Here is a 15699-nt window from a genome sequence, read left to right as displayed (position 1 = left end):
GAACATGTCCCACGTAGATCACTTCTCCTATGGCCTGCTCACCCCCGCGCTGGCCTACGTCATGTCGAGTGTCGGATGCATGCTCGGTCTTCTGCTCACCGCCAAGGCCCGCGCGGCGACGGGCGGGGCCCGGGTCCGCTGGCTGGCGGGCGGGGCGCTGTCCATCGGCGGCACCGGCATCTGGGTCATGCACTTCGTCGCCATGATGGGCTTCGCCGTCGGCGGTGGCCAGATCCGTTACGACGTGCCGTTGACGATCGGCTCGGCGGCCCTGGCGGTCGTCATCGTGGGCGTGGGCCTGTTCCTGGTCTCCTACCAGGGCGAGAGGCCGCTCTCCCTGCTGTCCGGCGGCGTGCTCACCGGCCTCGGCGTGGCGGGCATGCACTACATCGGGATGTTCGCGATGAACATGTCGGCGCAGGTCTCCTACGACCCGCTGCTGGTCGGGCTCTCGGTACTGATCGCGATCGCCGCGTCGACGGTGGCGCTCTGGTTCACCCTGCGGGTCAGCGGCGCGCTCGCCACCGGCGGCGCCGCGCTGATCATGGCTCTGGCCGTCTGCGGCATGCACTACACCGGCATGTTCGCGCTCGAGGTGCGGCCCCTGATCTCGCTGACGCCGGTCGAGGGGGCCAGGGGCGTCGACTTCATGCTGCCCATGCTGGCCCTGGTGAGCCTGCTCACCCTCGGCCTGCTGCTGGCCGTCATCCTGGCGCCGTCGCAGCGGGAGATGGAGAACGACGCCGCCCTGCTGGCCAAACTGGAGAGCCTCCGCGACGAGGACCACCTCCGGGAGCCGGTCGCCCCGCCGCCGGCTCCCGCGCGGAAGGGCCCGTCGCTGTTCGACTCACAAGGGCGATGATGTACGGCTTGCGCCCCCGCTGGTGCCTGGTCAAGGCGCAAGCCGTACATGGAGGGGAATCGCGGGCGGCCGCCCTGTCGGGAGGCTAGGGGAGGCCGCTTGCAGAACACTTACCGGCGCCCCGGAGAGACGCCTCAGGGGGCGGACTCCGGGGCGTCCCGGCTCAGCCGAAGAAGACCTCGGCCTCCTCGTAGCGGCCGGCCGGCACGGTCTTCAGCTCCTTGGTGGCCTCGTCGAGGCCGACCCTGACGATGTCGGTGCCCTGCAGGGCGACCATCTTGCCGAAGTCGCCCTCCTGCACCGCGTCGATGGCCTGCAGGCCGAACCGGGTGGCCAGCACCCGGTCGAAGGCCGTGGGGGTGCCGCCGCGCTGGATGTGGCCGAGCACGGTGGTGCGGGCCTCCTTGCCGGTGCGCTTCTCGATCTCCTTGGCGAGGTTCTCGCCGATGCCGCCGAGCCGCACGTGGCCGAAGGCGTCGAGCTCGCCCGCCTGCAGCGCCATCTGGCCCTCGACCGGGTGCGCCCCCTCGGCCACGACGATGATCGGCGCGTACCGCGTCTTGAAGCGGGACTCGACGTAGGCGCAGACCTTGTCGATGTCGAAGGGCTTCTCCGGGATGAGGATGACGTTGGCGCCGCCCGCCATTCCGGCGTGCAGGGCGATCCAGCCCGCGTGACGGCCCATGACCTCGCAGATCAGCGCGCGGTGGTGAGACTCGGCGGTGGTGTGCAGGCGGTCGATCGCCTCGACGGCGATGTTGACGGCCGTGTCGAAGCCGAAGGTGTAGTCGGTCGCGTTGAGGTCGTTGTCGATCGTCTTGGGCACGCCGACGACCTTCACGCCCTTGTCGAAGAGCTGCTTGGCCACACCGAGGGTGTCCTCGCCGCCGATCGCGATCAGCGCGTCGACCCCGCCCTTCGCGAGGTTTTCCTTGATCTTCTCAACGCCGCCCTCGATCTTGATCGGGTTGGTCCTGGAAGAGCCAAGGATCGTTCCGCCACGCGGCAGGATCCCGCGTACGGCCTCGATGTCAAGCGGCATGGTGTCGCCCTCGAGGGGACCGCGCCAGCCGTCGCGGAACCCGACGAACTCATGCCCGTGAACGCCCGCTCCCTTGCGCACGACGGCGCGGATAACGGCGTTCAGGCCAGGGCAGTCGCCGCCCCCGGTGAGCACTCCGATACGCATGGCATCCTCCGGTAGTGAGTTCGAGACAAGATGGCCAGACTAAGTGGCACGGTCGGTGCGGCGACGGGTTTTCGCCACCGACGCAACGCATTCTGCCCGCAGATGCGCCCAGTGGTCTAGACCAAGGGGAGTAGTCCTCACATGTCCTTTCCCATGATCGACAGGTGAGCCGCCCGGCGGACCCGGCTCCCCGCGTCCGGCCGGGCGCGCACGTCGGAGGCCCGGCGCGGGCCCGGTGGAGGCATGTCGGAAGCGGGCCGGAGGCCCCGGGAGGCCCCCAGGGAAATGTTAGGGCAGGGGCAGCACGCAGGAGGGGGTGCCGACGGCGAAGAGCTCCTCCACGGGCTGCGGCACGCCCCCCTTGAGCGGGAGCACGGCGACGCCGTCCGAGCGCTGGTTGGCCACGTACACGCGGTCGTCGGCGATGGCGAAGTGCCGCGGCCAGACGCCGCCGCAGGGGACCTCCGCCACCGGCTCCAGCCCGGGACCCGCGAAGACCGAGATCGTGTCGGGGCCCCGGTTGGCGACGTAGACGAGGCCGCCGGAGACCTCCAGGTGCGAGGGCTGGTTGTGTCCGTCGACCCCGCTGGCCGGGACGGCGGCGACCTCGCGCCACCCCTCGCCGGAGACACCCGAGGCGCCGGAGTCGTCGGAGTCGTCGGAGTCGTCGGAGTCGTCGAGGCCGTCGGAGACCTCGTAGACGCGCACGGTGCCGTCCAGCTCCCCCGCCACGTACCAGTGGCCGTCCGACCAGGCCATGTGCCGGGGGCCCATGCCGGACGCGAGCCGCACCGGACCCGCGGGGTGCGGGACCACCTCCTCCCCGACCAGGTAGCGGCGGACCTCGTCGGAGCCCAGGTCGCTCACGTACAGCACCCCGTCGGGGCCGAAGACCGCCTGGTGGGCGTGGGCGCCCTCGCGGTAGGGGAAGATCCACACGTCGGTCAGGAGGCCGGAGCCGTCGATGCCGTGCACGCTGACCGTGCCGTCGCCGTAGTTGGCCACCGCGAGGCGCGTGCCGGTGGGGTCCACCGCCAGGTGGCAGGGGGCCGATCCCTCGCTGGGCCGCTGCGCGAGCGGGCTCAGCGTGCCGTCCCCTGCGCGGGCGAAGACGCAGACCGTGCCGCGCTCGCTCTCCCCCACCGCGTAGAGGACCGGGAGGGTGGGGTGGACAGCGAGGAAGGAGGGGCCGGAGGCCGCCGTCTCCCCGAGCCGCGCGAGGCTCCCCAGCTCGACCAGGGTGATCCCCGGCCCGGACCCGTTGGTGTCCGGGGTGTATCCACCGATGTACGCGACCTCAGCCATCATGCTCCCGCCGTGGGCGCGGCACGCGCCGCCCCCGCTCATCATCCGTTCTCAGCCAAAGTGCGAAGTTAGCGCAGCGGGCCGCCGATCTCACAGGAGGCTACGTCGACAAGTTCTTTGACTGCGTCAATGAATTAGTTGATGCTGTCAAGCATGGAGAGACACGTGGCGGACGTACGCGCCTTCAACCGCTTCTACACGAGGCTGATCGGCCTGCTCCACCAGGGCGTCCTGGACAGCTCCTACTCGCTGACCGAGGTGAGGGTGCTGTTCGAGCTGGACCGGGCGGGCCGGACGGAGACGGGCGACCTGCGGCGGCTGCTCGGGCTCGACGCCGGGTACCTCAGCCGGATGCTCGGCAGGTTCGAGGACGAGGGCCTGGTGGTGCGCGAGCGGTCCGCCGCCGACGCGCGGCGGCAGGTGGTCGAGCTGACCGCCGAGGGCAGGGCCAGGTTCGCGGGCTTCGACGAGCGCGCGGCGGAGGAGGTACGCGAGCTGCTGGCCGGGGTGACCGACGAGGACCGCGGGCGGCTGGTCGCGAGCATGGCGACGATCGAGGCGATCCTCGGCCGGGCGCCGAAGACGGACCGGCCGTACGTCATCCGCCCGCCGCGCTCCGGCGACCTCGGCTGGGTGGTCTACCGGCACGGCACGCTCTACGGCCAGGAGCAGGGCTGGGGGATGGACTTCGAGGCGATGGTGGCCAGGATCGTGGCCGACTACGCGGACGGCCACGACCCCCGGCGGGAGGCGGGCTGGATCGCCGAGGTGGACGGCGAGCGCGCCGGGTGCGTCTTCTGCGTGCGCAAGGACGACGAGACTGCGCAGCTGCGGATGCTGCTGGTCGAGCCGTCCGCGCGCGGCATGGGGGTCGGCACCCGGCTCGTGGACGAGTGCGTGCGCTTCGCCAGGGCCGCCGGCTACCGGCGGATGGTGCTGTGGACCAGGGACGTGCTGGTGGGCGCCAGGCGCATCTACCAGGCGGCGGGCTTCGAGCTGGTCGAGAAGGAGCGGGGCCGGGGCGGCCCGGGCGGCGGAGAGTTCGTCGAGGAGATCTGGGCCCGCGACCTCTGAGATCGCCTCCTCACCTCTGAGATCTGAGATCGCTTCACCCCTGAGAACGCCTTCTCACCCCTGAGACCGCCTCCTCGCGGAACCCGGCCGGTCGGTCCCGAGCCCGAGGGCCCTGCTCAGGGACCGTCTCCGACCTCGCCCTAATTCCCTATTTATAGATAGGTATTATGTGGTTAATATCAGGGGCACCACCCGTTCCGTATGAGCCCTATGAGGCGAAGATGCGCTTGCACTGGTTCCTGCCGACCACCGGCGACGGCCATCACGTCAGGCCCGCCACGACCACCGTCGCGGCGGGAGGCGCCGCGGCCAGGCCCGCGACGCTCGACTACCTGTCCCAGGTGGCCCGCGCCGCCGAGGCGGCCGGTTTCGAGGCGGCGCTGACCCCGGTCGGAGCGGGCTGCCCCGACCCGCTGGTGGTGTGCAGCGCCGTCGCGGCACGGACCGAGCGGCTCAAGCTGCTGGTGGCCTTCCGGCCCGGCTTCACCCTCCCCACGCTGCTCGCCCAGCAGGCGCAGACCCTCCAGGAGATCAGCGGAGGGCGGCTCCTGCTCAACGTGGTCACCGGCGGCGACCCCGGGGAGCAGCGCGCCTACGGCGACTTCCTCGACCACGACGCCCGTTACGAGCGCACCGGCGAGTTCATCGAGGTGCTCAGGCGCACCTGGGCGGGCGAGCCGTTCGACCACCTCGGCGCCCACTACCGGGTGTCGGGGGGAGGGCTCGCCACTCCGCTCCTCGACACCCCCGACATCTACTTCGGCGGGGCCTCCCCCGCCGCGGAGCGGGTGGCCGCCGCCGGGGCGGACGTCTACCTGATGTGGGGCGAGCCCCCGGCGATGATCGCCGAACGGGTCGCCAGGATGCGCAGGCTCGCCGCCGAGGCGGGCCGCGAGCTGCGGTTCGGCATCCGGCTGCACGTCATCGCCCGCGACACCGCCGAGGAGGCCTGGACATACGCCCGGCGCCTGCTCGACGGCATGGACCCGGGCAGGATCGCCGCCGCCCAGGCGCGGTTCGCCCGGATGGACTCCGTGGGGCAGCGCCGCATGACCGACCTCCACGGAGGTTCCGCGGACGCGCTCGAGATCTCGCCCAACCTCTGGGCGGGGGTCGGGCTGGTCAGGGAGGGCGCCGGTACCGCGCTGGTCGGCGATTACGCGGAGGTCGCCGAGCGCATCCGCGAATACTCCGAGCTCGGCCTGTCGGAGTTCGTCCTGTCCGGCTGGCCGCACCTGGAGGAGGCCTGGCGGGTGGGCGACTTCGTCCTCCCCCGGCTGGCCGCTCCCGCGCTCGTCCCGTGAGCGTTCTCACCTCCCCTCCCCGTCTCCGTCCCCGCCGCGCGAACGTCCCCGGCGCCGAACCCGGCCAGGGGCTCTGGCGGGCCCTGGCGCTGCGGGCCGGGGCGATCGTCGCCCTGGTCGCGATCTGGCAGGCCGTGGCCATGGCCGGGATCTGGCCGCCGGTCTTCGTACCGGAGCCCGTCGCGGTCTGGGACCGGTTCCTGCGCACCACCGTCGAGGGGGTGAGTGGTTACACCCTCCAGGAGCACCTGCTCACCAGCCTGCGGCGCATCCTGCTCGGCTGCCTGTACGGGGTGACGGGCGGCATCGCGCTGGGACTGCTGATCGGCATGGTCCCCACGCTGCGCGCGCTGCTGGGACCGCTGGTCACGTTCGTCCGCACCCTGCCGCCGCTGGCGTACCTCAGCCTGCTGGTGATCTGGTTCGGCATCGACGAGGAGCCCAAGATCTGGCTCCTGCTGCTGGCCGCGCTGCCGCCGGTCGCGGTGGCCACCGCCGACGCCGTGCGCGGGGTGCACGAGGACTACCTGAACGCGGCCCGCTCGCTGGGCGCCCGCCGGCACGAGCTGCCGCTGCGGGTGGTGCTGCCGAGCGCGCTGCCCGAGATCATCACGGGGGTGCGGGTGGCCGTGGGCGTCGCCTACACCACCGTGGTCGCCGCCGAGACCGTGAACGGCGTGCCCGGCATCGGCGGCATGGTCCGCGACGCCCAGCGCTACAACCAGACGGACGTGGTGGTGCTCGGGATCATCGTCATCGGCCTGTCCGGCCTGCTCATCGACTTCCTCCTGCAAACGCTGGACCGCCGCCTGGTGCCCTGGCGCGGCCGTACCTAGGAAAGACCCCCATGAAACGCATGATTCTCGCCCTCACCGCCGCCGCCCTCGCCCTGACCGCCTGCGGGTCCGGTACGGAGGAGGCCAAGCCCGCCGCCGACGGCTCCCCGGCGACCCTGCGCATCGGCTACCAGCTCATCCCCAACGGGGATCTGATCGTCAAGGACCAGCAGTGGCTGGAGAAGGCGCTGCCGAACACCAAGATCACATGGAGCAGGTTCGACTCGGGCGGTGACGTGAACACCGCGATGATCGCCGGATCGCTCGACATCGGGCTGGCGGGCAGCAGCCCGGTCACCCGTGGCCTGTCGGCGCCGCTCAACATCCCGTACCGGGTGCCGTGGATCTTCGACGTGATCGGGGACAACGAGGCGCTCGTCGCCCGGGGCGGCGTGACCGACGTCAAGGGACTCGCGGGCAAGCGGGTCGCCGCCCCCTTCGCCTCGACCACCCACTACAGCCTGCTCGCCGCGCTCGCCGAGGCCGGGCTGTCGGAGGCCGACGTGAAGATCCTCGACATGGAGCCGCCGGACATCCAGGCCGCCTGGCAGCGCGGTGACGTCGACGCCGCCTACGTCTGGACGCCCACCCTGGCCGAGCTGCAGAAGAACGGCGGCACGACGCTGGTCACCAGCCGCGAGCTGGCCCGGCGGGGCAAGCTCACCGCCGACCTCGCGGTGGTGAGCGACGACTTCGCGAAGAAGTACCCGAAGGCGCTGCACGTGTGGCTCCAGCAGCAGGACCGCGCGGTCAAGCTGGCCAGGAGCGACAAGGACGCCGCCGCCGCGGCCATCGGCCGCCAGCTCAACCTCGATCCGGCGGAGGCCGCGCGCCAGCTCGGCCAGCTCGTGCTCCTCGACGCCGGCGAGCAGCGCTCCGCCGAGTATCTCGGCACCCCCTCGGCCCCCGGCAGGTTCGCCGAGAACCTGCGCAGCTCCGCCGAGTTCCTCAAGGGCCAGAAGAAGGTGGACGCCGTGCCGGAGCTGAGCGTCTTCCAGAAGGGCCTGGCCACGCAGGAGCTCGCGGATGCCTTCGCCGGAAGCTGAGACCGCCCGCGCGGGCGCGGGTCCCGGGACCGCGAGCGAAGTGAGCACGGAGGTGACCGGCGGGAGCCCGGACCCCCGGGAGACGGCGCTCGCACTCGCCGGGGTGGCGCACTCCTACCGGGGGCGCGCCGGGACGGTCGACGCCCTCGGCCCGATCGATCTGGAGATCGCCGCCGGGGAGTTCGTGACGGTCGTGGGCCCCTCGGGGTGCGGCAAGAGCACGCTGCTGCGGCTGGTGGCGGGCTTCACCGCGCCGTCGGCGGGAACCATCACGGCCTCCGGCAAGCCGGTGTCGGGGCCCGATCCGGCCAGGGGGTACGTGTTCCAGCAGCACCGGCTCTTTCCCTGGCTCTCGGTCGAGGGGAACGTCGGTTTCGGGCTGCGCGGCCTGCCGAAGGCCGCGCGGCGCGAGCGGGTGGCCGAGCTGCTGGAGTTGACCGGGCTGGCCGACGTCGCCAGGGCCAGGCCGTACGAGCTCTCGGGGGGCATGCAGCAGCGCGCGGCGATCGCCCGCGCCCTCGCCCCGGGACCCGCGCTGTTGCTGATGGACGAGCCGTTCGCCGCCCTGGACGCCTTCACGAGGGAACGCATGCAGGAGGAGGTCCGCGAGCTGTGGCGGCGGGCGGGCACGACGGTGGTGTTCATCACCCACAGCGTGGACGAGGCCGTCTACCTCGGCACCCGCGTGCTCGCGCTGAGCGGCAGGCCGGGCCGGGTGGTCCTCGACCGCGGCTCGGACCTGCCGTACGGCGACCATCCCCGCGCCGACCCGCTCTTCGCCGGGCTGCGCGAGGAGCTGACGGAGGTCGTCAGGGAGGCCGCGTCGCCCGGCGGCGGAAGGGGCCGGTGATCTCGCTGGCGCCGCCGTGAGTGACACCGCCGTCAGCGACACCGCGGGTGGCACCGTCGTGAGTGACACCGCAGGTGGCGCCGCCCCGGCTCCCCGCCGCAAACTTTGCGGAAACCGGCGAGCAAACATCCGTCAAAACAGGTCGACCTATCGCCAAGATCGCCATCTGTCCCGTCCGACGCGTCCACAGTGGGATGACCGCCGTCAGATCGGGAGGACCGTTGAGCGAGGGACTCGCGTTCGCGAATCCAGTTTTCGAGACCACGCCCCACGTGGGCACCCGCCGAGCCCTCGTCTTCCTCGACTCTCCCCCGGCCGCGGCCCCGCCACCGTCACCCGTCCCGTCCTCCTCCCCGCTCTCTGCCTCGACCTCGACCTCGCCGGACGCGGGCACCTCCGCCATCGGGCCGCACGCCGCCCCGCCGGACGCGCGGCTGGCGAGCGCGCTGCGTGCCGAGGGGTTCACCGTCGAGGCCGAGACCAGCGAGGGGGCCGGCGCGGACGGCGAGCGCGTGTGGAACCTGCTGCGCTCGGCGCGGGAGGGCGACCTGCTGGTGATCCGGCTGCCCGCCGACGGCGGCTGGACCTCGGGACAGCTGGGATCGATGATCGGCGCGTTCGGGCGGCAGGTCGGCGAGTCGCTGGCGGCCGCCGTACTGATGATCGTCGACTTCGGCTGGAGCGCCCTGGACGGCTCCGCCGAACCGGTCAGGCAGCTCGCCGTGGCCGGGGAGCCGAGGGTGGCCGCGGCGGCCCTCACCCTCACGCTGAGGCTCGACGAGACGGTACCCGGCCCGGTGCGCACGCTGACCGACGTCATCGCGGAAGGCCTCACGACGCGGGCCGCCGACCTCGACGGGGACGGGACGATCAGCGTCGGGGACCTGCACGCCTACACGCTCGCCCGCTACGCGGCGGCCTCGGCCGCCCGCACGCCCATCCTGATCTCGTACGGGGCCGTCGCGGGGGTCGCCCTCACCCCGGCGAGGGACACCGCCGCCGTGCCGCACGCCGCCTTCGCCCGCGTCCTGGCGCGGCTCGGCGACCACGCCCCGCCCGCCTGCGGGATCGAGATCGTCCGGCGGGTCTACGAACTCCACCTGAGCGAGCCCGCCAGGGAGATCCTGCGCAGGGCGGCCCTCCTCGACGAGGACGAGCCGATCGACGAGATCCTCGGCGACGCCGCCGAGCTGAGGCAGTGGGGCCTGCTGGGCGAGACGACCACGTTCGTCCACCCGGACGTGCGGACCTTCGGCCACTCGCGGCTGTCGGCGGCCGAGCGGGCGCAGACCTCGGCGCTGCTGCGCCGCCGCCGGGCCGGGCTGCGGACGGTACGGCCCCGGGCCAGGCTCACCGCCGACCGGTGGACCACCGAGGACCAGCTCGGGCACCGGGTCTACGCCGAGGCCATCGCCGCGTTCGTCCGCCACCCCGAGACCCGGCCCCCGCTCACGATCGGCGTCAAGGGCCCCTGGGGCGCGGGCAAGACCTCGCTGATGCGGATGATCCAGGACCTGCTGGACCCCGGGGCCGCCGGGGACGACCCCGCCCCGATCCACCTGCCCGGCTCCCGCGCGGAGCGGACGCTGACCAACGCCGAGGTGCTCGCCAGGACGGGACGGCGTCCCCGGGAGGGCTCCGGGCAGGCAGAGCCGGGCCCGCTCCCGCTGCGGCGGGCGGACTGGCGGCCCACAGTCTGGTTCAACCCGTGGATGTACCAGAGCGGCGAGCAGGTCTGGGCCGGGCTGGCCCACGAGATCATCAGCCAGGTCACCCGGCGGCTGCCCCGCGCCGAGCGGGAACGGTTCTGGCTGGAGCTGAACCTGTCCAGGATCGACCGGGAGGCGGTCCGCAGGCGCGCCTACCACCTGGCGATGACCCGCCTGGCGCCGGTGGCCCTCGGCCTGGTCGCCACCGTCGTCCTCACCGGGGCGCTCCTGGCCGCCGCCGCGCTGCTGCCCACGCTCGGCGCCTTCCTGGGAAACGCCGCCGCGGCCGTCGGCTCCGCCGGGTCGGCGCTGGTGGTGGGGGCGGGTGCCGTACGGCTGGCGCGGTTCTTCGGGGAGTCGGCGGACAACGCGTTCCGCGGCCTGGTCACCCAACCCGACCTGCTCGGCCCCGGCGCGGCCGACGGGTTCGTCAACGAGGTCGCGACCACCCCCGGGTACCGGTCCAGGACCGGCTTCCTGCACCTGGTGCAGACCGACATGCGGCAGGTCCTCGACCTCGTCGCCACCGGGGAGCGCCCGCTGGTGGTGTTCGTGGACGACCTGGACCGCTGCTCGCCGGGAACGGTGGCGCAGGTCATCGAGGCGATCAACCTCTTCCTCGCCGGAGAGTTCCCCAACTGCGTGTTCGTGCTGGCCATGGAGCCGGAGGTGGTCGTGGCGCACGTCGAGGCGGCCTATCCGGAGCTGGCAGGGACGCTGCCGGGCGGCGGGCGGTCCGGCCTGGGCTGGCGGTTCCTGGAGAAGATCGTGCAGCTCCCGCTGAGCGTGCCGCTGCTGGACGACGCCGACCGGCTGCCCGCCTTCGTACGGGCCCTGCTGGGCGTGTCCGGCCCGGCGCGGCCCGCGACCGTCCCCTCGGACGGTCCCGACGTGCACGCCGGTCCTCCTGCCGTTCCCGCGGGCGCGGGTACCGCTCCCGCGGGCGCGGGTCCCTCGTGGCCGCGGGACCCGGACACCACACGGACACCGAATCCGGCCGGACCGCGTCCGGCGGGCCCCTCAGCCGCCCTGGAACGGCTCGACCCGCCACCGGATCCGGCCGGGCCGCGTTCGCGCGGTCCCCTGCCTCCCGCACGGCCCTCCCCCCTCGGCGCGGTCACACCGGGCTCGCCCGGCACCATCACGCCACCGGGAGCGGCCGTGCCGGGACTGCGGGCACCGGCGGAACCGCGGAGACCCGGATCGCGGACACCGGTGGCGATACCGGGGCTCGGGCTGCGGGCGACGATGGAGCTGCAGGGATTCGGGCCGCGAACGCCGGCGGAGACGCCCGACCCCGGATCACGGGCGGCGGAACCGCCGGACCCGGTCCAGGTGAGCCGATTGCAGGACGCCATCTGGGCGCTGCGCCCGACCACGACGACCCTCGACGAGGCGGCGCGGCTGGCGCAGGACGCCCTGGGCATCGAGTGCTCCGACGCCGTCGGCGGCCTCTGCGCGGCGACCCGCGAGGCCGCGGACCGGGTCTTCGACGACCTCTACAGCGACGAGAACGCCTACCGGGCGATCGAGTTCGTGCTCCCGGCCCTGACGTTCTTCAACCCGCGCGAGATCAAGCGGTACGTGAACGTGTTCCGCTTCTACTCGTTCCTGACCTACCGCCGCGCCCTCGCCGGGGCGGCCCCCGCCTCGGACGGCGAGGTCGCCAAGCTCGCGGCGCTCGCCGTCCAGTGGCCGCACCTGCTGACGCTGCTGGCCGGGGAGGCGGACGGGGCGAGCGTGCTGCGGCGGCTGGAGGAGGCGGCGAACGACGACGACGGCTGGGAGCGGGCCGTCCACGACACCGGCCTCACCGCCCACCACACCTCGGGCGGCACCCACCTGGACACCCTGCGCGACCTGCTCTCCGGACCGCACCCCGTCGCCGACCTGGCCCGCTATCTCCTCTGAGCTCAGGACGACAGGGAATCGCGGTAGATCCTGGGCTCCTTCTCCTTTCCGGGAAACACCATGATCAGCAGTTGGACGGTGCCGTCGGGAACGTCGACGTTCTCCCGTACGGCCTTGCGTCCCCGGACGTGGACCCGGACCCGGTAGCCTCCCGGCCCTCCGGCCGCGAGGTCGGGGAGCCGCTCACCCTCCCCGTCCACGATGGACAGGACCCCGTCGCCACTCCGGTAGCCGACCTCGACGACCTGCTCCCAGCCCCGGGTCTCCACCGGCGGTCGGCGCCGGTAGGACTCCCCCGTCACGCACGCGTGGCCGATCTCGTCCGCCGCCCAGATGCCCAGCGCGCCGGGTGCGCTCGCCACCAGGTCGGCCACCCGGCCTTCGACCTCGGCGCCCTCGTTCTCCTCGTCCCAGGCGTGGATTTCCCAGAACTCCGTCCACATGGTCTCGCGGACCTGCCGTACCGGTGTGATCCTCGGCCGGTGCCGGGGATGGGCGGCACAGCTCCGCTCCGCCGCCGCGAAGTAGGCGTCACTCTCCTCCTGCGCCCGCAGCGCCTTCTCCCGCTGCACCTCGGCCACCTTGGGACACAGCAGGCTCAGCGCCCCCGCCAGCGAGTGGCTGTGCAGCTCGCCGATCGCCTCCGCCGCGGCGGGCGCGTCGACGTCGCCTCCTCCGAGGCGCACCGCCAGGTCGCACAGCCCGCGGCCGTACGCGAGAAGATCACGGTCGGGCATGTCCTCGAGCTCCGGTATGCCCCACTGGTAGTCGTCCCGGACCCGGCACAGGAACTCCTTCTCGCTCTCATCCAGCCCCGAGACGGTGCCGTCGCCGAATCCGGCGCAGTCGAGCGCCGACGCGTCGCTCACCTTCCCCCGCGCGACGTCGCCCACCGCGCCGAGGAGCACCACGATCACCAGCGGCACCGCGATCGCCGTACGGGTGAGGCCGTTTCCCGGAGTACGGGAGGCACGGACCGCGAGGAGCACCAGGATCGCGGCGACCAGGCCGCAGAGATCCCTCGTGACACCCCAGTTCGTCAGCCCCGGTCCCCAGATGACCCCGCACCCGGGATCGGCGGATATGTCGATCACGAGCAGCAGCAGGGACGGGAGATGGCGAACGATCATCACCACGGCGGCGAGGCGTCCCAGGATCCGGCCGATCCAGGGACGTCCGGCCCGCCCGCTCAGAGACCGGCTTCCCCAGGCGAGGACGATCAGCGGCACGGATCCGAACCACAGGAGCGGGAGGTCCCAGACCGGGTCGAGCAGCTCGTCCAGCCACAGGTCGATCCGGCGTCCCTCGCAAAGAGCGGACGCGATCCAGACACCCCCGCCGCCCTCTGTGCCGGACAGCATCGTCCTGATCCAGAAATGGATATCGGGAATCAAGGCGACCAGGATCGCCGCCCCCCAGAGAGTCGATGATCGTTTCGGCACGAAACGGAAGCCTATAGGCGGAATGCCGAGCAAATTTTTACATGGGAGTTTCCGTCAAAACAGCGTGCGGTGCGGTATCGACGCCCTTGTTCGGATCCTCGTCCGGCCGTCGGGAGTCTCGCCCCGGGCGGCCGGGCGCGGATCCGGTTCCGGGCGTCACCCGGAGGGCGAATCTCCGGAAAACCAAGGATCTCGGAAGAGGGTGGTGCCCGGCGGGCAGCGTGAGCCCTTTCCTCGACACTACGACGGAAGGGGCCCTTCGCGATCACATTTGAGCGCTGAGGGCCCGCGCGACCGTGAGGCTGTCCTCGTAGATGTGGAAGCGGGTGACGAGCCCGTCCTCGACGGTGAGGTGCAGCGCGAACGGTGAGGTGTACGAGGCCCCGCCGTCCCGCACCGTCTGCGCGATGTCCCCGAGCACGACGGCGTGCGCCCCGTCGACCAGGATCCGCGTCACCGACGTGCCGTTCAGTTCGGGCACGTGATGGGCCTCCAGCGACCGGAAGTGGTCCGCCACATCGGCCCGGCCGGACCGGGGGCGAATCCACGGCACCGCCGGATGCCCCTCGGCGGGCCAGGCGAGCCGCCAGTCGACCGGCTCGGCGAACAGCTCCGCCGTACGGTCGTGATCGCCCTCGGCCATCCGGCGCAGCAGTTCTTCCACGATGTCACGGGTCTCATCACTCATGTCACAAGCCTCCAGGTTCCGGGCGCCGCCCGTCGATTACCACCGAGGTATGACGGGACCCGCAGAGGCCGGGGGGCAAGGTGGATCGCCTCACTGCCCGGCCGTGCCACTCGGCGGCCGGTACGGTCAACGGGCGGGGAAATCAAACTCGCCGTCCCTGACGCCGCCGACGAACGCCTCCCACTCGGCCCGGGTGTCGCGTGGGTGCGGAGCGCGCCGGTGGCGTGCTGGTGCGCCCGGACGGCATCGAACGCAGGCTTCTCTGAACAGACCATCGCTCTGGCCTGCAGGAGTCGCCTCGGACCGCTCACTCCGACCTGGTCTGGCTCGGGGACGGCGACAGGAAGGTCCCCGCCCCGTAGCGCCACGGGGACGCGATCATCCTCTCCCGGCGCTCCGGAACGTGCTCGGGACGGCGGCTCCTGAGGAGTTCAGGCCCTGGAAGCCTGGCGCATCCAGGGCGTGCCCGTCCGGTTCGAAATCCGGTGGCCTCCTCGCGGCAGCCGCCGTTAGCGTGTCGCGGTGATCTACGAGCATCCTTTGGCGTACGTGCTCGGACTTGAGGGCATCGCCCTGATGCGGGCCTACACCGGCGAGCACGACCGCGCGTTCGTCGAGGCGCGCCTGACCGAGATCCGCGAGTTCCTCGACGACGACTCCCTTGCCTGCGCCGCTGTCGAGGTGGCCCGCGTGGACACCGTGGACGGTTACCGGATCTGGTCGCAGACCTATGACACCCCCAACGCCGCGTTCGACGCCGACGAGCCCTTCATCAGGGAACTGGTCGACGCGCTGCCGTCCGGCGACGCGCTGGACGCGGCGTGCGGCACCGGCAGGATCGCGGCCTATCTGGCAGGGCGCGGCCATCGGGTGCGCGGCGTGGACAGCTCACCCGACATGCTGGAGCGGGCGCGCCGGCGGGTGCCGCAGGCGGAGTTCCAACCGGGTGACCTGTCATCGCTGCCGGTGCCCGGCGAGTCCGTCGACCTGGTGGTCTGCTCGCTGGCGTTGACACATGTGCCCGCCCTGGACCCGGTGCTGGCCGAGTTCGCGCGGGTGTTGCGGCCCGGTGGGCACCTGGTGATCACCGACATCCATCCCGAGGGCGTGGCCCGGGGAGTGGTCCCGCCCGTACGGCTGCCCGACGGCCGGCCGGGAAGGGTGGCCACCTACCGCCACCTGGTCGGTGACTACCTGCGAGCCGCGCTGGCGGCCGGGCTCCGGGTACGGCGTTGCGAGGAGCCACGGCACCCGCCGGAGAAGCCCGGCGAGCGGACCGACGTCCTGGAGCCGTGGGAGGTGTGGCCGTGGGCCCTGTGCGACCTGGCGCCCGAGGCGGCGCACGCGGCCATCGCCGGAACGCCGTCGATGCTGTTGTGGCACTTTCAGCGTTAGAAGGACGTGTTCGATCCCTCCGAAGTGATCCTGCGGCGCGGCCGGGTCCATCCATCTGGCCGGAACTCATGCGGAAGGCGCCCCGGCC

At 72.3% G+C, this 15699-nt stretch carries 12 protein-coding genes; 8 read left to right on the top strand and 4 right to left on the bottom strand.

The window, feature by feature from the left end:
* The first annotated feature begins 4 nt into the window (after window positions 1–4).
* Window positions 5–862: an MHYT domain-containing protein gene (locus ACTOQ3_RS03060; protein WP_440081881.1), complete on the top strand. Its 858-nt coding sequence runs from the start codon at window positions 5–7 to the stop codon at window positions 860–862.
* 163 nt (window positions 863–1025) lie between these two features.
* On the opposite strand, the gene ACTOQ3_RS03055 is transcribed toward ACTOQ3_RS03060, so the two are convergent.
* On the bottom strand, window positions 1026–2051 hold the full coding sequence (locus tag ACTOQ3_RS03055; protein WP_440081879.1) for a 6-phosphofructokinase: 1026 nt from the start codon (window positions 2049–2051) through the stop codon (window positions 1026–1028).
* 288 nt (window positions 2052–2339) lie between these two features.
* Window positions 2340–3359 carry a lactonase family protein gene (locus tag ACTOQ3_RS03050; protein ID WP_440081877.1) on the bottom strand — a complete coding sequence of 340 codons (1020 nt, stop codon included), beginning with the start codon at window positions 3357–3359 and terminating at the stop codon, window positions 2340–2342.
* A gap of 150 nt (window positions 3360–3509) precedes the next feature.
* Here ACTOQ3_RS03050 and ACTOQ3_RS03045 point away from each other — a divergent pair, with 150 nt between their 5' ends.
* The 6 genes from ACTOQ3_RS03045 (at window position 3510) to ACTOQ3_RS03020 (ending at window position 12086) form a co-directional block, all read left to right on the top strand.
* Window positions 3510–4430 carry a bifunctional helix-turn-helix transcriptional regulator/GNAT family N-acetyltransferase gene (locus tag ACTOQ3_RS03045; protein ID WP_440081876.1) on the top strand — a complete coding sequence of 307 codons (921 nt, stop codon included), beginning with the start codon at window positions 3510–3512 and terminating at the stop codon, window positions 4428–4430.
* Between the two features lie 221 nt (window positions 4431–4651).
* Window positions 4652–5734 carry an LLM class flavin-dependent oxidoreductase gene (locus ACTOQ3_RS03040; RefSeq protein ID WP_440081874.1) on the top strand — a complete coding sequence of 361 codons (1083 nt, stop codon included), beginning with the start codon at window positions 4652–4654 and terminating at the stop codon, window positions 5732–5734.
* Window positions 5731–6570, top strand: a complete 840-nt coding sequence (locus tag ACTOQ3_RS03035) for an ABC transporter permease (RefSeq protein ID WP_440081872.1) — start codon at window positions 5731–5733, stop codon at window positions 6568–6570. Before ACTOQ3_RS03040 ends, ACTOQ3_RS03035 begins: the two co-directional genes overlap by 4 nt.
* A gap of 11 nt (window positions 6571–6581) precedes the next feature.
* Window positions 6582–7616 (top strand): taurine ABC transporter substrate-binding protein, encoded by a 1035-nt coding sequence (locus tag ACTOQ3_RS03030; protein WP_440081870.1) that lies wholly within the window; start codon window positions 6582–6584, stop codon window positions 7614–7616.
* Between the two features lie 40 nt (window positions 7617–7656).
* A complete protein-coding gene (locus tag ACTOQ3_RS03025; protein ID WP_440081868.1) occupies window positions 7657–8466 on the top strand; it encodes an ABC transporter ATP-binding protein in 810 nt (269 codons plus the stop codon).
* Between the two features lie 221 nt (window positions 8467–8687).
* A complete protein-coding gene (locus tag ACTOQ3_RS03020; RefSeq protein WP_440081866.1) occupies window positions 8688–12086 on the top strand; it encodes a P-loop NTPase fold protein in 3399 nt (1132 codons plus the stop codon).
* 2 nt (window positions 12087–12088) lie between these two features.
* Here the strand turns inward: ACTOQ3_RS03020 and ACTOQ3_RS03015 are convergent, their stop codons facing one another.
* Window positions 12089–13447 carry a hypothetical protein gene (locus ACTOQ3_RS03015; RefSeq protein ID WP_440081865.1) on the bottom strand — a complete coding sequence of 453 codons (1359 nt, stop codon included), beginning with the start codon at window positions 13445–13447 and terminating at the stop codon, window positions 12089–12091.
* Between the two features lie 346 nt (window positions 13448–13793).
* A complete protein-coding gene (locus ACTOQ3_RS03010) occupies window positions 13794–14216 on the bottom strand; it encodes a nuclear transport factor 2 family protein (RefSeq protein WP_440081863.1) in 423 nt (140 codons plus the stop codon).
* 522 nt (window positions 14217–14738) lie between these two features.
* On the opposite strand from ACTOQ3_RS03010, the gene ACTOQ3_RS03005 reads away from it, so the two are divergent.
* Window positions 14739–15611: a class I SAM-dependent methyltransferase gene (locus ACTOQ3_RS03005; protein WP_440081861.1), complete on the top strand. Its 873-nt coding sequence runs from the start codon at window positions 14739–14741 to the stop codon at window positions 15609–15611.
* Window positions 15612–15699 lie beyond the last annotated feature (88 nt).

The organism is Streptosporangium sp. LJ11 (assembly GCF_051918945.1).
In the GTDB taxonomy this organism is placed as follows: Bacteria; Actinomycetota; Actinomycetes; order Streptosporangiales; family Streptosporangiaceae; genus Streptosporangium.
The sequence above is the reverse complement of the archived record's forward strand: the minus strand, read 5'-3'. Positions and strand labels throughout refer to the sequence as shown.